20 protein-coding genes are annotated in these 21,939 nt (G+C 72.3%); 6 read left to right on the top strand and 14 right to left on the bottom strand.

Annotated elements, in window-relative coordinates:
• Positions 1-30 precede the first annotated feature (30 nt).
• The 9 genes from B100_RS0125080 to B100_RS0125040 all read right to left on the bottom strand — a co-directional run bounded on the left by B100_RS0125080 (position 31) and on the right by B100_RS0125040 (position 10,944).
• Positions 31-396 carry a hypothetical protein gene (locus B100_RS0125080; protein ID WP_024887166.1) on the bottom strand — a complete coding sequence of 122 codons (366 nt, stop codon included), beginning with the start codon at positions 394-396 and terminating at the stop codon, positions 31-33.
• Entirely contained in the window at positions 393-1,019 is a 627-nt protein-coding gene (locus B100_RS0125075) for a sigma-70 family RNA polymerase sigma factor (RefSeq protein ID WP_024887165.1), read from the bottom strand. Before B100_RS0125075 ends, B100_RS0125080 begins: the two co-directional genes overlap by 4 nt.
• Positions 1,016-2,572, bottom strand: coding sequence for a sodium:solute symporter (locus B100_RS0125070; protein ID WP_024887164.1), 1,557 nt, complete (start codon positions 2,570-2,572; stop codon positions 1,016-1,018). Before B100_RS0125070 ends, B100_RS0125075 begins: the two co-directional genes overlap by 4 nt.
• 200 nt (positions 2,573-2,772) lie before the next feature.
• Complete coding sequence (locus B100_RS0125065) at positions 2,773-3,585, bottom strand: SURF1 family cytochrome oxidase biogenesis protein (protein WP_024887163.1); 813 nt, start codon at positions 3,583-3,585, stop codon at positions 2,773-2,775.
• Between the two features lie 109 nt (positions 3,586-3,694).
• Complete coding sequence (locus B100_RS0125060) at positions 3,695-4,678, bottom strand: DEDDh family exonuclease (protein WP_024887162.1); 984 nt, start codon at positions 4,676-4,678, stop codon at positions 3,695-3,697.
• A gap of 98 nt (positions 4,679-4,776) precedes the next feature.
• Positions 4,777-5,784, bottom strand: coding sequence for a CopD family protein (locus tag B100_RS0125055; protein ID WP_024887161.1), 1,008 nt, complete (start codon positions 5,782-5,784; stop codon positions 4,777-4,779).
• Positions 5,785-6,332: 548 nt separating this feature from the next.
• Positions 6,333-7,709 (bottom strand): CoA transferase, encoded by a 1,377-nt coding sequence (locus B100_RS0125050; RefSeq protein WP_024887160.1) that lies wholly within the window; start codon positions 7,707-7,709, stop codon positions 6,333-6,335.
• Between the two features lie 101 nt (positions 7,710-7,810).
• Positions 7,811-9,352 (bottom strand): S8 family serine peptidase, encoded by a 1,542-nt coding sequence (locus B100_RS0125045; protein ID WP_024887159.1) that lies wholly within the window; start codon positions 9,350-9,352, stop codon positions 7,811-7,813.
• A gap of 62 nt (positions 9,353-9,414) precedes the next feature.
• A complete protein-coding gene (locus B100_RS0125040; RefSeq protein ID WP_024887158.1) occupies positions 9,415-10,944 on the bottom strand; it encodes a S8 family serine peptidase in 1,530 nt (509 codons plus the stop codon).
• Positions 10,945-11,211: 267 nt separating this feature from the next.
• On the opposite strand from B100_RS0125040, the gene B100_RS0125035 reads away from it, so the two are divergent.
• From B100_RS0125035 to moaA, 3 genes are all read left to right on the top strand, one after another.
• Positions 11,212-11,568, top strand: coding sequence for a DUF485 domain-containing protein (locus B100_RS0125035; protein ID WP_024887157.1), 357 nt, complete (start codon positions 11,212-11,214; stop codon positions 11,566-11,568).
• Positions 11,565-13,193: a sodium/solute symporter gene (locus B100_RS0125030; RefSeq protein ID WP_024887156.1), complete on the top strand. Its 1,629-nt coding sequence runs from the start codon at positions 11,565-11,567 to the stop codon at positions 13,191-13,193. Before B100_RS0125035 ends, B100_RS0125030 begins: the two co-directional genes overlap by 4 nt.
• A gap of 160 nt (positions 13,194-13,353) precedes the next feature.
• Entirely contained in the window at positions 13,354-14,343 is a 990-nt protein-coding gene (gene moaA, locus B100_RS0125025; RefSeq protein ID WP_024887155.1) for a GTP 3',8-cyclase MoaA, read from the top strand.
• Positions 14,344-14,366: 23 nt separating this feature from the next.
• Here moaA and B100_RS0125020 read toward each other — a convergent pair whose 3' ends face one another.
• Both B100_RS0125020 and B100_RS0125015 read right to left on the bottom strand, forming a co-directional pair.
• Complete coding sequence (locus B100_RS0125020; RefSeq protein WP_037723464.1) at positions 14,367-14,594, bottom strand: hypothetical protein; 228 nt, start codon at positions 14,592-14,594, stop codon at positions 14,367-14,369.
• A 242-nt stretch (positions 14,595-14,836) separates the two neighbouring features.
• Positions 14,837-15,232: a DUF3099 domain-containing protein gene (locus B100_RS0125015; protein WP_024887153.1), complete on the bottom strand. Its 396-nt coding sequence runs from the start codon at positions 15,230-15,232 to the stop codon at positions 14,837-14,839.
• A 244-nt stretch (positions 15,233-15,476) separates the two neighbouring features.
• Between B100_RS0125015 and B100_RS0125010 the strand changes: the two genes are divergently transcribed.
• Positions 15,477-15,761 carry a GlsB/YeaQ/YmgE family stress response membrane protein gene (locus B100_RS0125010; protein WP_024887152.1) on the top strand — a complete coding sequence of 95 codons (285 nt, stop codon included), beginning with the start codon at positions 15,477-15,479 and terminating at the stop codon, positions 15,759-15,761.
• A 69-nt stretch (positions 15,762-15,830) separates the two neighbouring features.
• On the opposite strand, the gene tyrS is transcribed toward B100_RS0125010, so the two are convergent.
• The 3 genes from tyrS to B100_RS0124995 all read right to left on the bottom strand — a co-directional run bounded on the left by tyrS (position 15,831) and on the right by B100_RS0124995 (position 20,080).
• Positions 15,831-17,099 carry a tyrosine--tRNA ligase gene (gene tyrS, locus B100_RS0125005; RefSeq protein ID WP_024887151.1) on the bottom strand — a complete coding sequence of 423 codons (1,269 nt, stop codon included), beginning with the start codon at positions 17,097-17,099 and terminating at the stop codon, positions 15,831-15,833.
• Positions 17,100-17,165: 66 nt separating this feature from the next.
• A complete protein-coding gene (locus B100_RS0125000; protein ID WP_024887150.1) occupies positions 17,166-18,560 on the bottom strand; it encodes a metallopeptidase TldD-related protein in 1,395 nt (464 codons plus the stop codon).
• On the bottom strand, positions 18,557-20,080 hold the full coding sequence (locus B100_RS0124995; RefSeq protein WP_024887149.1) for a TldD/PmbA family protein: 1,524 nt from the start codon (positions 20,078-20,080) through the stop codon (positions 18,557-18,559). Before B100_RS0124995 ends, B100_RS0125000 begins: the two co-directional genes overlap by 4 nt.
• A 334-nt stretch (positions 20,081-20,414) precedes the next feature.
• Between B100_RS0124995 and fabG the strand changes: the two genes are divergently transcribed.
• Together fabG and fabI are read left to right on the top strand one after the other, a co-directional pair.
• The gene (fabG, locus tag B100_RS0124990) at positions 20,415-21,119 is read left to right on the top strand and encodes a 3-oxoacyl-[acyl-carrier-protein] reductase (protein ID WP_024887148.1); all 705 of its coding nucleotides are present in this window, start codon (positions 20,415-20,417) and stop codon (positions 21,117-21,119) included.
• 5 nt (positions 21,120-21,124) lie between these two features.
• Positions 21,125-21,892: an enoyl-ACP reductase FabI gene (gene fabI, locus B100_RS0124985; protein ID WP_024887147.1), complete on the top strand. Its 768-nt coding sequence runs from the start codon at positions 21,125-21,127 to the stop codon at positions 21,890-21,892.
• The last annotated feature ends 47 nt before the right edge of the window (positions 21,893-21,939 follow it).

Raw genomic sequence — 21,939 nt, 5'->3', positions numbered from 1 at the left:
GTGCGGGTTCCCGGCCGCCGGGTGCGGCAATCAGCGGAGCGGCCGGGGGAGTGACGGACCGTCGGCCGACGCGGCGCCATCGCCGGAGAAGATCACGCCCGGTTCCGCGGGCGCCTGGTTGAGCACCCACAGGCCGATCAGCGTGGCCAGCGCGAAGACGACGGCGACCAGCACGGCCAGCACCAGCCGCCGCCGTCGCTCACGGCGCAGCCACTCGCCGCGCGCGGTGCGGTAGGCGTCGGGGTCGGGCAGCACCCCGCCGGCCAGGGCGCGCAGGGCGTCGGCCAGTTCCCGTTCAGTGCGCTCCGCGTCCGGCGGCCGGGGCGGCTCGGACCGCTCGCGGCCGGTGCGGTCCTGGCTGGTGCCACGCGACGGAGTCGCCTCTCGATGCGTCATCGCCGGGCCTCCATGGCCTGGGTCAGCGCGGCGATGCCGCGCGAGGTGTGCGTCTTGACGGAGCCGCGGGAGATGCCCATCGCGGCGGCGATCTCGGCCTCCTTCAGCCCGAGCCAGTGGCGCAGCACCAGCGCCTCCCGCTGCCGGGCCGGCAGCTGTTGCAGCGCGCCGATCAGCACCCGCTGGTCGTCCCGCAGCAGCGCGGTGTTCTCGGCGGAGGCCACGGTCTGCTCGGGCGGGGAGGCCGGCTGCTCCTCGTGCCGGCGGGCGACCTGGAGGTGACGTATCCGCATCCGCGTCAGGTTGCAGACGGTGGAGCGCAGGTACGCCTCCGCGGCGGCCACGTCCTTCAGCCGCCGCCATCTGCGGTAGATCTGGTAGTACGCCTCCGCCACCACGTTCTCCGGGTCGTCCGCGCCGAGCAGCACGGCGAGCCGCAGCATCGAGGAGTAGTGCAGCTCGAAGAGGCGGGCCACACCGGCCTCCCGCTCCAGGTCCTCCGGGTCGGCGACCGCGGGCCCGAGCGGGCCGGGTGCCACCGGGGCGGGCGGTGTGACGGCGGGCGGTGGTGGGCCGGCCGGCGCGGGGGCCAGCGTGGCCGGCGGGCGGTGTCTGCGTCTCACGGGTTGTTCGCTCCCGTCGGTGGACGTCGCCCGGCACGCGGGTGGGACGACAGGTCGGTGGCGTCGGCGCCGCGCGGGACGCCCAGGCCGGCGAGGACGACGGTGCCGGCCACCGCGACGGTCAGGTTCAGCACCAGCGCGGCGACCCCGGCGTAGACCGACGGCGACCCGGCGCCGAGCGGCACGATCGACGAGAAGCCCTCGCGCACCACCAGGTACGTGCCGGCGGCCATGCCCGCGGCCCAGCCGGCGAGCAGCGCCCGCGGGTGCAGCCACCGCGTGTACAGCCCGACGGCCACCGCCGGGAAGATCTGCAGGATCCACACCCCGCCGAGCAGCTGGAGGTTGATCGCGTCCTGGTCGCGCAGCCCGAACACGAATGCCACCGCGCCGACCTTCGCGGTCAGCGACACGGCCTTGGCGACCCGCACCTGCCGTTTCGGCGTGGCCGTCGGGTGGACGTACTCGACGTACACGTTGCGCACGAAGCTGGTCGCCGCCGCGATGGACATCACCGCCGCCGGCACCAGCGCTCCGACCACGATCGAACCGAACACCAGCCCGGCCAGCGGACCCGGCATCAGCCGGTCGACCAGCATCGGCACCGCCGCCTCCGCACCGCCCTCCGGGGCCCGCACCCCTGCCGCGAGGGCCGCGACGCCGAGGAAGCCGAACAGGGCGAGCAGCGCCGTCCAGGCGGGCAGTCCCGCCGACACCTTGCGCAGCGTGCGCGTGCCGTCGGCGGCGAACCCGGCGGTCAGCACGTGCGGGTACATCAGCAGGGCCAGCGCGGAGCCGAGTGCCAGCGTGGCGTAGGCGGGCTGCTGGTCCGGCGTGAGCACCAGGGGCGAGTGGGCCGCGTCGGTGCCGCCGAGGGCGCGGGCGGCCCCGTCGAACACCGCGCCTGGACCGCCGAAGCGCTCAAGGACCAGCCAGCAGACCGCGGTCAGCGAGAGGAACACCGCCGCCGCCTTCAGCGCGGAGATCACCGCGGGGGCACGCAGCCCCTGCCGGTAGGTGGCCACCGCCAGCCCCGCGAACACCGCCACCATCACCAGGTCCCCGGTGGCGCCGTGCGGATACAGCCCGCCGGCGGTGAGCACCGCGCGGATGCCGAGGAGCTGCAGCGCCAGGTACGGCATCGTCGCCAGGATCCCGGTCAGCGCGACGACCAGGGCCAGCGGCGGCGAGCCGTAGCGGCCGCGCACGAAGTCGGCGGCGGTGATGTAGCCGTGTCGCCGGGCCACGCTCCACAGCCGGCTGAGCAGCACGAACGCCAGCGGGTAGACGATCACCGTGTACGGCACCGCGAAGAAGGCGGGCGCGCCGTTCCCGTACGCCAGGCCCGGTACGGCGGTGAAGGTGTACGCGGTGTAGACCGTCCCGCCGAGCAGCAGCCAGGTCCAGCCCGGCCCGAGGCCGCGGTCGGCCAGCGCCCAGCCCTCCAGCGACGGCAGCCGGTCGCTCGGCCGCAGCCGGCGCGCGGTGACGGCGAGCAGCGACGCCCCGCCGATCACGGCGAGGAACGTCGCGGTCATGGCGCCGCCGGCCATGAATCACCGTCCTTGGTGTGCTGTGCCCTCGGGGGAGAGTTGCGCGGACGGCCCGTCCGGATGACGGAAACCGGTCCGTCCCGTGTCCGGAACACACCGGCAACACGCCCGACCGGTGCGCCACTCTCGCACAGAACCCGGCGTACCGGGAGAGTCGCCCGGGGTGCGGGTGGGCTCCCCCGGTACGCCGGGTCCGGTGGTCAGACGGCCGCCGACTCGGGGCGGGGGGCGTCGGGGGACCCGGTGTCCGGCCCCTCGTCCGCCTTCTGCGCGCGTTCGTGGGTCTCGCGGCGGGCCAGCACGAACCAGCCGACCGGCACGGCGGCCGCGAACAGCCACCACTGGATCGCGTACGCGTAGTTCAGCGCCGCGTTCTCCTTGCCGGGGTCGCCGAGCCGCTGCGGGAGGCCGTTCCCCGGCTCGGGCGCGGTCTGTGCCACGTAGCCGCCGAGCACGTCGGCGTCCAGCCGCTCCGCCTCGCGCTCGCTGTTGATCAGCATGATCTGCCGGTCGGGCAGCCCCTCGAGCTCCTTGATGCCGCTGGCCTCGGTGGTCTCGTCCGGCATCAGCCGGCCCGTGATCGTGGTCTCGCCGGCCGGCGGCGCGGGCACCTTCGGGAACTCGGTCTGGCTGGGCCCGTCCGAGGGGATCCAGCCGCGGTTGACCAGCAGCACCTTGCCGTCGTCCAGGACGAACGGGGTCAGGACGTGGAACCCGATCTCCTCGTCGGCGTTGGTGCGCCGGCGGACGACCACCTCGGCGTCCGTGTCGAAGCGGCCCGTGGCGGTCACCGTACGGTACCGCTCGGGGCGGGTCACGGCGTGCCCCGGGGCCGCCAGCTTCTCGACCGGCACCGGATCGGCGGCCAGCGCGTCGGTGACCAGCTGGTTCCTGGCGGACCGCTCCTCGTAGCGGTTCATCTGCCATATGCCCAGCGCGATCATCGTGGGGACGAGGAGCAGGGCGACCAGGGTCAGGGTCACCCATTGCCGGGACAGCAGGAAGCGGTACACCCCACGACCGTACAACCCGGTCGTGAGGTGCTTTGCGGCGGGTACGTCCCTTCCCACCCGGTCGACGGCCGCCGCCGTCCCCTCCGCGCGGGCGCCCGCGCGGGCCGGGTCAGCCCTCGGACGCCGGTTCGACGTCCCCGAGGAGCTGGCCGAAGGCCGCCTCGTCGACCACCGGGGTGCCGTACTGCCGGGCCTTGACCACCTTCGACGTGCCCGAGTCCGGGTCGTTGGTGACCAGGAGGCTGGTGAGCCGGGACAGGCTGGTCGCCACGTGCAGCCCGGCCTCGGTCGCCCGGTCCTCCAGGAGGTCCCGCTCGACGGAGGTGTCCCCGGAGAACGCCACCCGCATGCCCTGCTTGAGTCGCTTGCCTGTTTCATACCGGCCCGGGTTGGGATAGGGGCATGCGGGCCTTTTGCGGGAGGGGCGCCAACTGGAGGGCTGCCGCCCGCCGTAGCCCGCCTGCTGCCCGATGCGCGGGCGGTCGCTCCACTCGGTGAGCGGCCGGCACTCGTGCAGCGGCAGCCGTACGCCGCCCGCCGCCGCGGCCCGCAGACTGGGCCGGAAGGCCTCCGCCAGCACGCGCGCGTCGTCCAGCGCGTGGTGCGCCCGCTGCTGCACCACGCCGAAGTGCGCGGCGAGCGACTCCAGCTTGTGGTTGGGCAGCGGGAGCCTCAGCTCCTTCGACAGGGCGATGGTGCACAGCCGTTGCCTCACCGGGGCCTCACCACGCGCACGGGCGTACTCCCGGGCGATCATCTGCCAGTCGAAGACGGCGTTGTGCGCCACCAGTACCCGGCCCTCCAGCCGGGCCGCGAACTCCGCCGCGATCTCCGCGAAGAGGGGCGCGCTTTCCAGCACGTCGCTCGTCAGTCCGTGTATCCACACCGGGCCCGGGTCGCGCTCCGGATTGACCACCGTGTACCAGTGGTCCTCGACCTCGCCGCGCGCGTCCAGCCGGTAGACGGCCGCGGAGATGATGCGGTCGTCCCGGGCCAGCCCCGTGGTCTCCACGTCAACGGCCGCGTATCCCTGCGGATACGCGGCCGGCCACGCGGTGGGGGAGGAGGCTGCGGCGGTGAGGTCTTCGAGCATGGTTCACGAGGATACGGGCCACTACTGACAGACCTGTCCGTCAGGTCCCCCGTGCGGAGCGTCCGTTCGGGGCGCGATCGGAGTGCCCCGCCGGCCCGTCACCAGCGGATCGGCACCGGCAGCGCCGTCAGCAGTCCCGACACCGCGACCACCAGGGCGAGTACGTACACCTCCGCCCGCGCGGGTGAACTCGCGCTCAGCGGATCGGCCGCGCGGGCCAGCCGCACCCGGGCCCACAGGGCGAGGGTGGCGACACCGGCCATCAGGAACACCTTGGCGAGCAGCACCCGCCCGTACGCGGTGTCCGTCAGCTGCTCCAGGATCGTCCCGGACGGCATCCTGCGCAGCGAACTGCACACCCCCGTCGCGGTGATGGCGACGAGCAGGACGACCGCCACGCGCGCGTAGCGCCCCAGAAGGGCCGCGCCCGCCTCCGCGTGCCTCCACAGCCGCAGGGTGCGCAGGACGTGCAGCAGGCCGCCCGCCCACAGCGAGGCACAGGTGAGGTGGACCAGTGTCAGCCCGGAGCCGACGAGCGGGCTGTACTCGGTCGTCGGGTGGGCGCGCAGCGCCTCGGCGACGACGACCGCGGCGAGCGGCAGGGCTTGCGTGGCGGGACGGCCGGAGGCGGCGCACAGGGCCGCGGCCAGGAAGCCGTTGACCTCCAGCAGGGCGAGCTTGCCGTCCCGGGTCTCGTAGAGGCCGCCGACGTCGATGTCGGCGACGCCGTCGGGCACGAGGTTGCCGGTGGCCACCACGGAGGCGAGTCCGAGGGCGGCCACGAAACCGACGGCGTTGGCCGCGGTGGACCAGGCGCGGGGCAGCACGGCGGGCGCGCCGGGGAGGGCGCGCGCCATCCGTGTGGCGAACAGCTCACCGGCGGACACGGCCAGCGCCGCGAACAGCACCGTGCGCAGCAGGGCGATGCCACCGGTGCCGGGCGCGTCGGCCTCACCGGTGCCGTGCAGCGCCGGCGAGGGGCCGAGCAGGGGTATCAGCGCGCCCAGCGTCACCAGGACGAGGACGGCCACGGCCCGGCCGGCACCGGCGTACCGCGATCCCCCGTGCGCGTCGGCCGTCCGGGACCTGGGTTTCGTCAGAGTCACCCCAGGATCTTCACAAGATCACACAGAGCGGGGCAAGTCTCGCCCGAAATACGAACGATGTCCACCCGCGCGAGCGCCGACCGCACCACCCTCACACGCGGCCCCCACGCCCCCGAGCGCCGGGCGCTCACTCGAGGCGAGCTCCCTCCGCCCCCGCCGCGCCGGGCGTGCGCCGCGACGTCACGGCGTCCGACGAACAGTCAGCGGCGGCACGCGGCGCCCCGGTGCCGGGGCGCGGGGGCCGAAGCGTCCGCTGCCGACGAGGCCGATCGGCGCCCGTCGCCGCTCGGCCCGGAGCGCGGCGCGCCGAGCTCACCCGCCGCGCTTCTCCGTCGCGCCGCTTTCGCGAGCCGGAGCGTCCCGCGCTCACTCCGGCGCGCCCGGACCGCGCCCCGGTCGGGCGGGCCGTCCGCCGGTGACGTCGCTCGCGGTCGACGGCCCGTCAGCAGCTCCCTGGCTCGCGCGAGGCACCGGGTGTCCACTGCCGACGAGGCCGATCCGCACCCACTGTTGGGCGTCAGGCGGCGAGGCGCGGGAGCGCACGGCGCTCACCAGCGTGCCGGGTCCGATCCCCACGCGGTCGGGGGGTGGGGCCAGTTGGGTGGGGCGCCCTCGAAGCGCAGCGGGGGGAGGACGTGGCGCAGTCGGCCCAGGGGGCTGTCCCGTTCCGCCAGCCAAGGGGCGGGGGACAGCTCGCCGTCGTCCACGGAACCCGCCTTGTCCTCGGGGCCGTTCCCCCACGACAGCAGTTCGCCCGCCGTCCGTGCCAGGGCCACCCGAACCAGTCTGCTGCCGCCCGTCTCCGCCTGTTCGGCGAGGGAACGCAGCACGCCTGCCGCGAGCAGGTAGCCCGAGCCGTGGTCGAGGGCCTGCGCGGGCAGCGCGCCCGGTCGGTCCGCCGCGCCCTCGATCCGGGCGATCCCCGTGGCCACCTGCACCAGGCTGTCGAAGCCCCGCCGGTCCGCCCACGGTCCGGAGGTCCCCCACGCCGACACCTGCGCCACGACCGCCCCGGGCCGCCGCTCGGCCAGCGCGCGAGGGCTCAGCCCGAAACGGTCCAGGGAGCCCGGACGGTACCCCGTGACCACCACGTCCGCCCGCGCCAGCAGCTCCTCGAACGTGTCCCGGTCGGCGGCCAGGTCCAGCAGCGCGGACCGCTTGCCGAAGCCGGTGTCGGCGTGCTGGTCGGGCAGTTCGGGCAGCCCCGGGGCGTCCAGCCGCAGCACGTCGGCGCCGAGCAGGGCGAGCGTGCGGGTGGCGACCGGACCGGCGAGGACCCGGGTGAGGTCCAGCACCCGCAGTCCCGCGGCGGGCAGCAGCGGGCCCTCCGTCCCGCCGGACGGCGTGAACTCCCGTGCCGGGGCCGTGTCCAGCCGCTCCCGCTCCACCAGGGGGTGCCGGGCGACCGCCACCGCCTGCTCGTGCGCCGCCCACTCCTCGGGGGTGCGCAGCGCGACAGCGAGGCCCCCGGCCGCGGTGACCGTGTCCTCCACCTCGTACGCGGACCGCCCCGCGAGCGCCGCGGCCACCGCGTCCGGGTCGTCACCCGTACCGAGCGCGGCGAGCAGCCGGGCCCGGTGGTGCGGGTAGTTGGCGTGGGTGCGCACCCAGCCGTCCGCCGTGCGCCAGAACCGGGAGAGCGGCGCGAAGTTCTCCGGGGCCCGCCCGTCGATCCGCAGGTGACGCTCGCTCACGAACGCCGTGGCGACCGCACCGTCGTCCACCCGCACCGCCGGGACCTCGCCGCCCGCGCGCCGGGCCGTGAGTTCGGCGGCGGCCAGCGCGCACACGCCGACGCATGCCCCGGCCGTCTGCCGTACCGGCAGGCGCGAGGGCAGTACGGAGGGTCGCTCGACGGCGGACACCCGGGCGAGGTGGGCGGGGTCGCCGCCCAGACCGGACCAGAAGGACGCGAGAGGATTCATGGCCTCACTGTGCAGCACCGCCCGCCCACGACGGCACCGGCCCGCACGACGGAAGGGGCCGGGCGACATCCGCCCGGCCCCCTCGCACAGCTGCCCGACGACTAGCGCGTCACCGCGTCCAGCGCGTCGGCCATGCCCCAGCCGTAGAAGCCGTTGTAGTTCTTCGGCCCCTCGCACACCGCGTCGACCTTGCCGTCGTTGTCGATGTCGTACGGCTTGGTGCAGGCGGTGGCGTCGGCCTGCGCGTACAGCAGGGCCTTCACCAGCGCCGGCGGCGCGTACGGGTGCTTCGACTTGATCAGCGCGGCGACGCCCGCGACGTGCGGGGACGCCATCGACGTACCGGCCATGTAACCGTAGCCGCCGCCGGGCAGCGTGCCCAGGATCAGGCCGCTGGTGGCGGGCGGGGCCGGCGTCTGCAGGGCCGTCGAGTCACCGCCGGGCGCGGCGATGTCGATGATGCCCCGGCCGTAGTTGGAGAACGACGACTTCAGGCCCTTGGCGCCGGTCGAGGCGACCGTCACGACACCCGGCAGCTGGGTCGGGATGTCCAGGCACTCGGACGGGTCGATCACCCGGTCCGAGGTGGTGCCGTCGTTCGGCGAGGACGGGTCGGTGATCTCGTCGGCCGCGAGGTCGTAGTTCTCGTTGCCGGCCGCCGCGACGTTGACCGCGCCCTTGCGCTCCGCGTACTTCGTGGCCCGGCCCACGGCCTCGACGAGCGCCTTCTGGTCCGGGTCGTTCTTGCAGTTGAAGTACCACGGGTCGGTGTAATAGCTGTTGTTGGTGACGTCGACCCCGTGCTCGGCCGCCCACATGAAGCCGCACACCACGGCCTCGGTGTAGAAGTAGCCGTCCGGGTTGGACACCTTGATGCCCGAGACCTTCACCCCGGGCGCGACACCGGTCATGCCGATGCCGTTCTTGGCGGCGGCGATCTCACCGGCGACGTGCGTGCCGTGCGGGCTCTCGGCCGCGCCCGGACGCCACGCACCCTCGCTGGTGTCGGGCTTGCCCGCCACACAGTTGACCGACGCGGCCCGGTCGAAGTTGGGCGCGATGTCGGGGTGGGTGTCGTCGACGCCGGTGTCGATCACGGCGACGGTGACCTTCGGGCTGCCGAGGGACTTCTCGTGCGCCTTGTCCGCCTTGATGGCCGGCAGGTCCCACTGAAGGTTCTGCAGCGGGTCCTGGCCCGCGGCGGCCTCGGCCGTCGCCTCGGCGACCTCGGCGGCGCTGAGCACCTTCGGGGAGCCCGTGTCCGTGGTGGCCGCCGACGGCAGCGGCGCGTTGCGGGTGGCACCGGCGGACTGCACGCCCGGCGCCTTGCGGACGGTCTTCGCGAAGTCGGCGTTCGAGGAGTGGACGACGATGACGCCGATCTTCTCGTACGACGTCACGATGGTGCCGCCGGCCTTGGCGATCGCCTTCTTCACGCTCGCCGGCGCGCCGTGTCCGCCCCGCACGTTCACCACGTAGCTGAGCGAGGCCGCGTCCGCGGAGGCCGAGGCGGACGCGGAGCCCCCCTGGGCCGCGGGAGCGGCCGTGGCCGCCGTGTTCGGCAGGAACGCGAACGCGGTCGCCATGGCCATACCGGCCGGGACGACGAGCGCGCGGCGACGGCGCGGCTGAGACGCTGTCATGGTGTCTCCAGTTCTTTCACTTTGACGGGCGTACGGTACGGCGGGTGTGCGGGTGCCGCGGCTCACTTGACGGCGCGCAGCGCGTCGACGATGCCGAAGCCGTAGAAACCGTTGACCGCGCGGCCGCCCTCGCATGTCGCGTCCTGCGCGCCGTCACCGTCCTGGTCGTACGACGCGGGGCAGCCGGGGTTCTTCGCCTGCGCCTTGAGCAGCGCCTGCAGCGCCGCCGGGGGCAGCCACGGGTGCTTGGACTTCAGCAGCGCCGCGACGCCGGCCGCGTGCGGCGAGGCCATCGAGGTGCCCTGCAGCCAGGCGTACTCGCCGTTCGGCATGGTGGACAGGATGCGGCCGTTCTTCGACGGGGTGTCCGGCAGCTGGTAGCGGCCGTCACCGCCCGGCGCGGCCACGTCGATGACACCCTTGCCGTACGAGGAGTAGTACGACTTGAGGTTCTCCGAGCCCGTCGCGCTCACCGTGACGACGCCCGGGAGCTGCGTGGGGATGTCGAAGCACTCGCTCGGGTCGATCGTGCGGGTGACCGGCGTGGTGTCGTTCGGGCTCGAGTCGTCGACGATGGCGTCGGAGGCCAGGTCGTGGTTGGAGTTGCCGGCCGACGCGAAGTGCAGGGTGCCCTTGCGCTGGGCGTACAGCTGGGCCCGGTTGACCGCGTCGACGATCGCGCGCTGGTCCGGGTCGTCCATGCAGTTGTACATCCACGGGTCGACGTAATAGCTGTTGTTCGTGATCTCCACGCCGTGGTCGGCGGCGAACACGAACGCGCAGACGACGGCCTCCGCGTAGAACAGCCCGTTGTCGGGGTCGGTGACGTTGATCGCCGAGACCTTGACGCCGGGGGCGACGCCGGCGACGCCGACGCCGTTGCGGGCGGCGGCGATCTCACCGGCCACGTGCGTGCCGTGGTAGTCGTCCGCGGTGTAGGGCCGCCAGGCGCCCGGGCTGGTGTCCGGGGCGCCGCCGAAGCAGTTGGCGGACTGGGACCTGGAGAAGTTCGGCGCGAGGTCCGGGTGGGTGTCGTCGACGCCGGTGTCGATGACGGCGACAGTGACGTTCCTGCTGCCCGGGTCGATCGTGGCGGCCTTGTCGGCGCCGATGGCCCGCAGGTCCCACTGGTCGGCCTCGAGGGGCTCGCTGCCCGGGGTCTTCGCGGACGCGGCCTTCAGCTTCGCGGTGTCGGCGGCGGTCAGGTACTCCGCGGAACCCGCGTCCGTCGTCCCGGCCGGGGCCAGCGGAGCGGTACGGGTGGCGCCGGCGGACTGCACGCCGCGCACCTTGCGGAGGGTCTTCGCGAAGTCGGCGTTCGAGGAGCGCGCGACGATCACGCCGATCTTCTCGTACGCGATGACGACCTCGCCGTCCGCCGCGGCGACCGCCCGCTTCACGGAGGCGATCGTGCGGTGGTCCGCCTTGGTGTTGACGACGTACGCCAGGGCGGGCGCGTCCGCCGCCTGCTCCGCGGACACCGTCGCCGGGGCGGCCGAGGCCGCCGCCGGCAGGAAGCCGAGCGAGGCGGTCAGCGACAGCACGACGGGCACGGCGAGGGCGAGCCGGCGTCTGGAACGCAGATGAGCCATGGGGTCTCCACATCATCCTGAAACGAAACCGGCCCGAGACAGAGGTGGCTGCCCGGGCAGGTACATGACGGGTGGTGCAGGGTGAAGCTATCCCGCCCGTGCGCTGGCCAGCAATGATTTACGTGCAACGTCTTCGGAAAACGTCCATGGAAAAGAACCGACGGGAGTTGAACCGGTCCTCGCGTGGCGCCGTGCCCTTGAGCAGGAAGCACGAGGACACTCGCCTTCCGCCTGCGTACGAACCGACCCGCAACGCGAGGAGACTCCGTGGCCGCCGAAGCACCGCCCCCCTCGACAGATCAACACAAACTCCCCACGCCGGAGGAGTTCACCGAGGTGCAGGAGAGCGCTGAGTTCGGTGAACTGCGCCGCTCCTACCGCTCGTTCGCCTTCCCGCTGACCATCGCCTTCATCGTCTGGTACCTGCTGTACGTGCTGCTGTCCAACTACGCGGGCGGCTTCATGGGCGCCAAGCTGGTCGGCCACATCAACGTCGCCTTCGTCTTCGGCGTCCTGCAGTTCGTCACCACCTTCCTCATCGCCTGGTGGTACTCCAAGCACGCCGCCGCCAAGCTCGACCCCAAGGCCGAGGCCATCAAGAAGCGTATGGAGGGCGGCGCATGAGCCCCTCGATCACCCACGTCACCCTGGCCGCGAACGAGGCCAGCGAGCACCGCGTCCTGATCATCACCCTGTTCGCGCTGTTCGTCCTCGCCACCCTCGGCATCACCGTGTGGGCCGGCCGGCAGACCAAGGACGCCGCCGACTTCTACGCGGGCGGGCGGCAGTTCAGCGCCTTCCAGAACGGCCTCGCCGTCTCCGGTGACTACATGTCCGCCGCGTCGTTCCTCGGCATCGCGGGCGCCATCGCCCTCTTCGGCTACGACGGGTTCCTCTACTCCATCGGCTTCCTGGTCGCCTGGCTCGTCGCCCTGCTGCTCGTCGCGGAGCCGCTGCGCAACTCCGGCCGCTACACGATGGGCGACGTCCTCGCCTACCGCATGCGCCAGCGCCCGGTGCGCACCGCCGCCGGCACCTCCACGATCGTCGTGTCGATCTTCTACCTGCTGGCCCAGATGGCCGGCGCGGGCGTCCTGGTGTCGCTGCTGCTCGGCATCACCTCCGACGCAGGCAAGGTCCTCATCGTGGCCCTGGTCGGCGTCCTGATGATCGTGTACGTCTCCATCGGCGGCATGAAGGGCACCACCTGGGTCCAGATGGTCAAGGCCGTGCTGCTCATCGGCGGCACGATCCTCATCACCTTCCTGGTGCTGCTGAAGTTCAACTTCAACATCTCCGACCTGCTGGGCAAGGCCGCCGAGAACAGCGGCAAGGGCGACGCCTTCCTGGAGCCCGGCCTCCAGTACGGCGCCGACAACCTCACCAAGCTGGACTTCCTCTCCCTGGGCATCGCCCTGGTGCTCGGCACCGCCGGCCTGCCGCACATCCTGATCCGCTTCTACACGGTGCCCAACGCCAAGGCCGCCCGTAAGTCCGTCAACTGGGCCATCGGCATCATCGGCGGCTTCTACCTGATGACCATCGCGCTGGGCTTCGGCGCGGCGGCGCTCATCTCGCAGGACGAGATCATCGAGTCCAATCCGTCCGGCAACACGGCCGCCCCGCTGCTCGCCCTGCACATCGGCGGCGTCGACTCGGCCTGGGGCGCGATCCTGCTCGCCACCATCTCGGCGGTCGCCTTCGCGACCATCCTCGCGGTGGTCGCCGGACTCACCCTGGCCTCGTCGTCCTCCTTCGCGCACGACATCTACGCCAACGTGATCCGCAGGGGGAAGGCCACCGAGAAGGAGGAGATGAGGGCGGCCCGCTGGGCGACCGTCCTCATCGGCATCGTCTCCATCGCGCTCGGCGCCCTCGCACGCGACCTGAACGTGGCGGGCCTGGTCGCCCTGGCCTTCGCGGTCGCCGCGTCCGCCAACCTGCCGACCATCCTCTACAGCCTCTTCTGGAAGCGGTTCATCACCCAGGGCGCGCTGTGGTCGATCTACGGCGGTCTGATCGTCGCCGTCGGCCTGGTGCTGTTCTCGCCCGTCGTCTCCGGCGACCCCAAGGCGATGTTCCCGGACGTGGACTTCGCCTGGTTCCCGCTGAAGAACCCGGGCATCATCTCCATCCCGTTCGGCTTCCTGATGGGCTGGCTCGGCACCGTCCTGTCGAAGGAGGAGCCGGACGTCAAGAAGTTCGCGGAGCTGGAGGTCCGTTCGCTGACCGGCACCGGCGCCCACTGATCCGCACCCCGCGCGACGGCCGCGTCGTGGAGACCCTCGTAGGTCCCTACGACGCGGCCGTCCGTATCTCGTCACATCGCGTCGCTGGGTGATGTCGGCCGCGTCACGTACGCTCGCAGGTATCGGGACATGAGTGATCGGCGTCGAGGGAGGGGCCCACGTGCTCATCGACACCTACGGCCGGGTGGCCACCGACCTACGGGTCTCGCTGACCGACCGGTGCAATCTGCGCTGCACCTACTGCATGCCCGAGGAGGGGCTGCAGTGGCTTGCCAAACCGGACCTGCTCACCGACGACGAGATCGTCCGCCTCATCGACATCGCGGTCACGTCCCTGGGCATCGAGGAAGTGCGCTTCACCGGCGGCGAGCCCCTGCTCCGCCCCGGCCTGGTCGGCATCGTCGAGCGGGTCGCCGCCCTCGAACCCCGCCCCCAGATGTCCCTCACCACCAACGGCATCGGACTGCGCCGCACCGCGGGCGCCCTGAAGGCGGCCGGCCTCGACCGGGTCAACGTCTCCCTCGACACGCTCCGACCCGACGTCTTCAAGACACTCACCCGCCGCGACCGCCACCAGGACGTCCTGGACGGCCTGTACGCGGCCCGTGAGGCCGGTCTGACGCCCGTGAAGGTGAACTCGGTCCTGATGCCGGGGCTCAACGACGACGAGGCCCCCGAGCTGCTCGCCTGGGCCGTGGAGCACGACTACGAGCTGCGCTTCATCGAGCAGATGCCGCTGGACGCCCAGCACGGCTGGAAGCGCGACGGCATGATCACCGCCGGGGACATCCTCACCTCCCTGCGCACCCGCTTCGAGCTCACCCCCGAGGGCGACGAGGCGCGCGGCTCCGCCCCCGCCGAGCGCTGGCTGGTCGACGGCGGCCCGCACCGGGTGGGCGTCATCGCCTCCGTCACCCGGCCGTTCTGCGCCGCCTGCGACCGGACCCGGCTCACCGCCGACGGACAGGTCCGCACCTGTCTGTTCGCCACCGAGGAGACCGACCTGCGCGCGGCCCTGCGCTCCGGCGCCGCCGACGAGGAGATCGCCCGCCTCTGGAAGCTCGCCATGTGGGGCAAGAAGGCGGGCGCGGGGCTCGACGACCCGTCCTTCGTCCAGCCGGACCGCCCGATGTCCGCCATCGGCGGCTGAGCGGCCGAGAGCCCCCGGAGGGCTCAGGCCCCCTCCGGGGCCTCCCACTCCTCGAAGCGCACCACGTCCTTCAGGAAGCCGCGCACGCCGAGGAACTGCGCCAGGTGCTCCCGGTGCTCCTCGCAGGCCAGCCACGTCTTGCGCCGCTCCGGCGTGTGGATCTTCGGGTTGTTCCAGGCCAGCACCCACACGGCGGGGGCGCGGCAGCCCTTCGCGGAGCAGATGGGCGTCTCGGGGTCAGGGTTGATCACCGTCCGACCCTAACGCGTGCGCCGGGGGAGGAACCGCCCCGGGAAAAGGCGACGCCGAGCAGCCACGGGGGGAGCTGCCCGGCGTCGGTCCGTCGCTCCGACGGGGGATGCGGAGCGCGTACGAAGTATGTCACGGGTCACCCCGCCCCCGGCACCGAAAGAACATGATTGATCTGAGGTTTCTTTGAGCTTGGCCGGGAAGCCACTTCCGCTCCGCGCGGTCCCGGCTTACACCCCGATCTTCACGCGTGCCCCGGCCCCTCCGTTCGTGCGCCGGGCGCCGCCTGCGACCGGACGTCTTCCGCATCGGATTCCGTGGCACCGTCATTCGTCCGGGGCGGTGCGATCATCGGCTTCATCGGCGTCGTCACGAAGGTCGACGGCAGGGACGGCGCGTTCTCCCGCCCTGCGTTGGCGATCACCACCGCGATGTAGGGCAGCACCGCCCCGAGTACCAGGGCGACGATCGCCACGTGCCGCTCCACGTTCCACAGGGTGGCCGCGAGGATGACCGAGATCGTGCGAACGGCCATCGAGATCACGTACCGGCGCTGCCGCGCCCGCACATCGTCATGGAGGCCGGCCCGGGCGCCCGTGATCCGGAACACCTGGACGCCGCCGTCACGCTGCTTCCGCATCACATTCCACCATCCGCCCGTATCGGACCCGTTCCGTGTCCGGCCGTCCCGTGTCCCGGTATGCGACATCTGGTCCGGACAGAACCACGGTACGCCGCACCCGGCCCGGTCACGAGAGCGGGTCGCCCCCGCCCGCGCCGCCGCGTCTGCGCCGTACCGCGTACGGCATGTCCGACATGCGGCGTACCGCGTCCGGGCCGACACTGACCGTAATGCTCGCGTCACGTCGTACGAGGAGGCAGCCATGGGCTGGTTGTGGGCGATCATCGTGGGATTCGTGCTCGGCCTGCTCGCCAAGGCGGTGATCCCCGGCAAGCAGCACCTCCCGCTGTGGCTGGCCACCATCTGCGGCATCATCGGCGCCGTCATCGGCAACGCCATCGCGCGGGGCTTCGGCATCGAGGAGACCCGGGGGATCGACTGGGGGCGGCACATCTTCCAGCTGGGCGCGGCCATCGTCATCGTCCTGTTCGCGGAGATGATCTACAACGCGATGCAGCGCAGGAAGCACGAGGGCCAGCGGGCCTGACCCGGCCCCGCGGACGGCGAAAGGGGCGGTTCCCGACCCGCGGGAACCGCCCCTCGACGCGCCTCCGGCTCAGCCGGCCGTGACCTCGACCGCCGCCAGGTTCTTCTTGCCCCGGCGCAGCACCAGCCACCGGCCGTGCAGCAGGTCCTCCTGCGCGGGGACGGCGTCCTCGGCGGCGACCTTGACGTTGTTCACGTAGGCGCCGCCCTCCTTCACCGTGCGCCGCGCGGCCGACTTGCTGGGCACCAGGCCGACCTCGGCGAACAGGTCCACCACCGGGCCCAGCTCGGTCACCTTCACGTGCGGCACCTCGGAGAGCGCCGCGGCCAGCGTGCGCTCGTCGAGCTCACCCAGCTCACCCTGGCCGAACAGGGCCTTGGACGCGGCGATCACGGCGGCCGTCTGGTCGGCGCCGTGCACCAGCGTCGTCAGCTCCTCCGCCAGCGCGCGCTGCGCCGCCCGGGCCTGGGGGCGCTCCTCCGTCTGCCGCTCCAGCTCCTCCAGCTCCTCGCGGGACTTGAAGGACAGGATCCGCATGTAACCGGAGATGTCCCGGTCGTCCACGTTCAGCCAAAACTGGTAGAACGCGTACGGCGTGGTCATCTCCGGGTCCAGCCAGACGGCGCCGCCCTCGGTCTTGCCGAACTTGGTGCCGTCCGCCTTCGTCATCAGCGGGGTCGCGTAGGCGTGGACGGAGGCGTCCGGCTCCAGCCGGTGCAGCAGGTCGAGGCCGGCCGTGAGGTTGCCCCACTGGTCGCTGCCGCCCTGCTGCATCGTGCAGCCGTAGCGCCGGTACAGCTGGAGGAAGTCCATCGCCTGGAGCAGCTGGTAGCTGAACTCCGTGTAGCTGATGCCCTCGGAGGACTCCAGGCGCCGGGCCACGGAGTCCTTCGTCAGCATCTTGTTGACCCGGAAGTGCTTGCCGATGTCCCGCAGGAACTCGATCGCGGACAGATTCGCGGTCCAGTCGAGGTTGTTGACCATCACGGCCGCGTTCTCGCCCTCGAAGGACAGGAACGGCTCGATCTGGCCGCGCAGCCGCTCCACCCAGCCCGCGACCGTCTCCGGCGAGTTCAGCGTGCGCTCGGCGGTCGGGCGCGGGTCACCGATCTGCCCGGTGGCGCCGCCGACCAGCGCCAGCGGCCGGTGCCCGGCCTGCTGGAGCCGGCGCACGGTGAGCACCTGCACCAGGTGCCCCACGTGCAGCGACGGCGCGGTCGGGTCGAAGCCGCAATAGAACGTGACGGGACCGTCCGCGAGCGCCTTGCGCAAAGCGTCCTCGTCAGTGGACTGGGCGAACAGCCCGCGCCACTTCAGCTCGTCGACGATGTCCGTCACGGTTCTCGTGTCTCCTCGGTGATCTGCGGCCGCATCGATACCGGCCTGCTGTGAACGCCTACGAGGTTATACGCCCCGGCTGACCGAGCTCATGTTGAAATCGGGGATGCGCAGCGCGGGCATCGCGGCCCGGGTGAACCAGTCGCTCCACTCCCTGGGCAGCGTCCTCTCCGTACGGCCCGCCTCGGCCGCCCGGCCCAGCAGGTCCACCGGCGACTCGTTGAAGCGGAAGTTGTTCACCTCGCCGGTGACCTCGCCGTTCTCCACCAGGTAGACGCCGTCCCTGGTCAGGCCGGTGAGCAGCAGCGTCGCCGGGTCCACCTCGCGGATGTACCACAGGCAGGTCAGCAGCAGTCCCCGCTCGGTGGCCGCCACCATCTCCTCCAGCGAGCGGTCCTCGCCGCCGTCCAGGATCAGGTTGTCGATCGCGGGCGCGGTCGGCAGGCCGGTCAGGCCCGCGCTGTGCCGGCTGGTGGTCAGCCGGTGCAGCTCGCCCTCGCGCACCCAGTCCGTGGCCGCCAGCGGCAGCCCGTTGTCGAACACGGACTGGTCCCCGCCGGAGGAGTGCGCGAGCACGAACGGCGCCGACTCGAGGCCCGGCTCGTTCGGGTCGCTGCGCAGCGTCAGCGGCAGCTCGCTCAGCCGCTCGCCGACCCGGGTGCCGCCGCCCGGCTTGGAGAACACCGTGCGGCCCTCCGCCGCGTCCCGCCCGGACGCCGACCAGAGCTGGTAGATCAGCAGGTCCGCCACCGCGGTCGGCGGCAGCAGCGTCTCGTACCGGCCCGCCGGCAGGTCGAGGCGGCGCTCCGCCCAGCCCAGCCGTACGGCCAGCTCGGCGTCCAGCACCGCCGGGTCGACGTCCTTGAAGTCACGGGTGGAACGGCCCGCCCACGCCGACCGGGTACGGTCCGGGGACTTGGCGTTCACCTCCAGCGTGCCGTTCGGCTGGTCGTGCCGCAGACGCAGCCCCGTCGACGTGCCCAGGTAGCTGGAGACCAGCTCGTGGTTGGCGAAGCCGTACAGCTCCCGGCCGCCGGCCCGCGCCCGGGCGAACGCCTCGCCCAGCGCCGGGGCGAAGTCGGTGAACACCGCGGAGGACGTCTCGGCGGGCGCCTCGGTGAACTCCGGCGACGGCTCCACCCCGGTGACCAGCGGCTGCGCGTCCTCGGCCGGGGCCGCGCCGCGCGCGGCGGCCTCGGCGGCCCGCACCAGCGGCTCCAGCTCGTCCACGGTCACCGCCGACCGGGACACCACCCCGGAGGCCGTGCCCCGCGCCCCGTCCACCGTGGCGATCACGGTGAGGGTGCGCCCGCGGGTGACCCCGTTGGTGGTGAGCGCGTTGCCCGCCCAGCGGAGGTTGGCGGTGGACCGCTCGTCGGCGATCACGACACAGCCGTCGGACCGGGACAGCTCCAGCGCCCGCTCGACGATCTCGTGCGGCTTGGTGGTGCGCGCGCTCATCGCCCGGCCTCCTGCGTCGTGTTCAGAATGTTGACTCCCTTGAACAGGGCGGACGGGCAGCCGTGCGAGACCGCCGCGACCTGGCCCGGCTGGGCCTTGCCGCAGTTGAAGGCACCGCCCAGGACGTACGTCTGAGGACCGCCGACGGCGGCCATGGAACCCCAGAAGTCGGTGGTCGTGGCCTGGTAGGCGACGTCCCGGAGCTGCCCGGCGAGCCGCCCGTTCTCGATCCGGTAGAAGCGCTGCCCGGTGAACTGGAAGTTGTAGCGCTGCATGTCGATCGACCAGGACCGGTCGCCGACCACGTAGATGCCCCGGTCGACGCCCCCGATCAGGTCCTCCGTCGACATCCCGGCCGGGTCCGGACGCAGCGACACGTTGGCCATGCGCTGCACCGGCACATGGCCGGGGGAGTCCGCGAACGCGCACCCGTTGGACCGCTCGAAGCCGGTGAGCTTCGCGATCCGCCGGTCCAGCTGGTAGCCGACGAGCGTGCCGTCCTTCACCAGGTCCCAGGACTGCGCCTCGACGCCCTCGTCGTCGTAGCCGACGGTCGCGAGGCCGTGCTCGGCGGTGCGGTCACCGGTGACGTTCATCAGCTCGGAGCCGTACCTCAGCTTGCCCAGCTGGTCGAAGGTGGCGAAGGAGGTCCCCGCGTAGGCCGCCTCGTAGCCGAGCGCGCGGTCCAGCTCGGTGGCGTGCCCGATCGACTCGTGGATGGTCAGCCACAGGTTGGAGGGGTCCACCACCAGGTCGTACAGGCCCGGCTCGACGCTCGGGGCGCGCATCTTCTCGGCCAGCAGCTCGGGGATCCGCGCCAGCTCGTCGTCCCAGTCCCAGCCGGTGCCGGTCAGGTACTCCCAGCCGCGTCCGACGGGCGGCGCGAGGGTGCGCATCGAGTCGAACTCGCCGCTGGACCCGTCGACCGAGACCGCCGTGACGACCGGGTGCAGCCGTACCCGCTGCTGCGTCGTCATGGTCCCGGCCGTGTCCGCGTAGAACTTGTTCTCGTGCACGGTGAGCAGCGAGGCGTCCACGTGGTCCACCGCGTTCGCCGCCAGCAGCCGCGCGCTCCACTCGGCGAGCAGCCCGGCCTTCTCCTCGTCGGGCACGGTGAACGGATCGATCTCGTACGACGACACCCAGGTCTGCTCGGCGTGCACCGGCTCGTCGGCCAGCTCGACGCGCTCGTCCGATCCGGCCGCCCGGATCACCTGCGCGGACAGCTTCGCCATCGCCACCGCCTGGGAGGCGACCTTGGCGGCGGCGTCGAGGGTGAGGTCCGCCCCGGACGCGAAGCCCCAGGTGCCGCCGTGCACCACCCGCACCGCGTACCCGAGGTCGGTGGTGTCCGACGAACCTGCGGGCTTGGCGTCCCTCAGCCGCCAGGAGGCGCTGCGCACCCGCTCCAGGCGGAAGTCCGCGTGCTCCGCCCCGAGCGCCCGGGCGCGGGCCAGCGCGGCGTCGGCGAGGGCGCGGAGCGGCAGGGTCGTGAAGGCTTCGTCAATGCTATGAGACACCTACGTCTCTTCCTGTCGGGTTCGAATCGTTGGGTTGACGCTTCGTTCGGTTGTCACTGCGGCGCATCATGTCGCGTCGGAACCGGGCCGGACCACATCTTTGCGGCACGCCCGGCCGTATTCGTGTCACCCGTCGCGCACCTTCCGGTCGCCCGGCCCGCTCCGCGCGTCGCCCGACCGGCACTTTCTGTAGGGATCCGACAGAGCGGCCCCCCGGCCACTGTCGGTGCCCCGATGTCCCGCGGTGGACCGGGACCGATAGGTTTTCGGTGCAGCCGCCTGTCGTCACGGTGTCCGGGCGGTTGGAACAGACCGCTATCGAAGGGGTGATCCGTTGAGCCGCTCGGTTCTCGTCACCGGAGGCAACCGGGGCATCGGCCTCGCCATCGCCCGCGCGTTCGCCGACGCCGGCGACAAGGTCGCCATCACCTACCGCTCGGGGGAGCCCCCGGCCGGCTTCCTCGCCGTCCGGTGCGACATCACCGACGCCGAGCAGGTGGAGCAGGCCTACAAGGAGATCGAGGAGGCGCACGGCCCCGTCGAGGTGCTCGTCGCCAACGCCGGGATCACCCGGGACCAGCTCCTGATGCGCATGTCCGAGGAGGACTTCACCTCCGTCCTCGAGACCAACCTCACCGGCACCTTCCGGGTCGTCAAGCGCGCCAACCGCGGCATGCTGCGCGCCCGTAAGGGCCGCGTCGTGCTGATCTCCTCGGTCGTCGGGCTGCTCGGCTCCGCGGGGCAGGCCAACTACGCCGCCTCCAAGGCCGGCCTGGTGGGCTTCGCACGGTCCCTCGCCCGTGAGCTGGGCTCGCGCAACATCACCTTCAACGTCGTCGCGCCCGGTTTCGTCGACACCGACATGACCCGGGAGCTCACCGAGGAGCAGCAGGCGAAGATCCTCGCCCAGGTGCCGCTCGCGCGGTACGCGAAGACCGAGGAGATCGCCGCCGCGGTGCGCTTCCTCGCCTCGGACGACGCCTCGTACATCACTGGAGCCGTCATTCCCGTTGACGGCGGACTGGGAATGGGTCACTGACACACATGAGCGGAATTCTCGAGGGCAAGCGCGTCCTGATCACCGGTGTGCTGATGGAGTCCTCCATCGCCTTCCACACCGCCAAGCTGGCCCAGGAGCAGGGTGCCGAGATCATCCTGACCGCCTTCCCGCGGCCGACGCTGACCGAGCGCATCGCGAAGAAGCTGCCCAAGCCCACCAAGGTCCTCGAGCTCGACGTCACCAACGACGAGCACCTGGGCCGCCTGGCCGACGTCGTCGGCGAGGAGCTCGGGGGCCTGGACGGCGTGGTGCACTCCATCGGCTTCGCGCCGCAGGACGCGCTCGGCGGCAACTTCCTCAACACGCCGTTCGAGTCGGTCTCCACGGCCATGCACGTCTCGGCGTTCTCCCTGAAGTCGCTCACCATGGCGTGCCTGCCGCTGATGCAGAACGGCGGCTCCGTCGTCGGCCTCACCTTCGACGCGCAGTACGCCTGGCCACAGTACGACTGGATGGGCCCGGCCAAGGCCGCACTGGAGGCCACCAGCCGCTACATGGCGCGCGACCTGGGCAAGCAGAACATCCGCTGCAACCTCATCTCCGCCGGCCCCATCGGCTCCATGGCCGCCAAGTCCATCCCCGGCTTCGCCGAGCTGGCCTCCGTCTGGGACAACCGCGCCCCGCTGGAGTGGGACCTGAAGGACCCGGAGCCGGCCGGCCGCGGTGTCGTCGCCCTGCTGAGCGACTGGTTCCCGAAGACCACGGGCGAGATCGTCCACGTGGACGGCGGACTGCACGCCGTCGGCGCCTGACCGGACGCCCTGCGCGAGGGCCCGCTTCCCCTTGGGACGCGGGCCCT

It is taken from the genome of Streptomyces sp. CNH189 (assembly GCF_000527195.1).
Note: the sequence above shows the minus strand (reverse complement) of the source record. Positions and strands in the feature narration are given on the sequence as shown.

What these genes read in the sequence shown, in the direction of transcription:
- B100_RS0125080 (WP_024887166.1), bottom strand. Translation starts at nt 396, where the DNA reads ATGACGCATCGAGAGGCGACTCCGTCGCGTGGCACCAGCCAGGACCGC.
- B100_RS0125070 (WP_024887164.1), bottom strand. Translation starts at nt 2,572, where the DNA reads ATGGCCGGCGGCGCCATGACCGCGACGTTCCTCGCCGTGATCGGCGGG.
- B100_RS0125060 (WP_024887162.1), bottom strand. Translation starts at nt 4,678, where the DNA reads ATGCTCGAAGACCTCACCGCCGCAGCCTCCTCCCCCACCGCGTGGCCG.
- B100_RS0125050 (WP_024887160.1), bottom strand. Translation starts at nt 7,709, where the DNA reads ATGAATCCTCTCGCGTCCTTCTGGTCCGGTCTGGGCGGCGACCCCGCC.
- B100_RS0125045 (WP_024887159.1), bottom strand. Translation starts at nt 9,352, where the DNA reads ATGACAGCGTCTCAGCCGCGCCGTCGCCGCGCGCTCGTCGTCCCGGCC.
- B100_RS0125040 (WP_024887158.1), bottom strand. Translation starts at nt 10,944, where the DNA reads ATGGCTCATCTGCGTTCCAGACGCCGGCTCGCCCTCGCCGTGCCCGTC.
- B100_RS0125030 (WP_024887156.1), top strand. Translation starts at nt 11,565, where the DNA reads ATGAGCCCCTCGATCACCCACGTCACCCTGGCCGCGAACGAGGCCAGC.
- B100_RS0125015 (WP_024887153.1), bottom strand. Translation starts at nt 15,232, where the DNA reads ATGCGGAAGCAGCGTGACGGCGGCGTCCAGGTGTTCCGGATCACGGGC.
- B100_RS0125010 (WP_024887152.1), top strand. Translation starts at nt 15,477, where the DNA reads ATGGGCTGGTTGTGGGCGATCATCGTGGGATTCGTGCTCGGCCTGCTC.
- B100_RS0125000 (WP_024887150.1), bottom strand. Translation starts at nt 18,560, where the DNA reads ATGAGCGCGCGCACCACCAAGCCGCACGAGATCGTCGAGCGGGCGCTG.
- fabI (WP_024887147.1), top strand. Translation starts at nt 21,125, where the DNA reads ATGAGCGGAATTCTCGAGGGCAAGCGCGTCCTGATCACCGGTGTGCTG.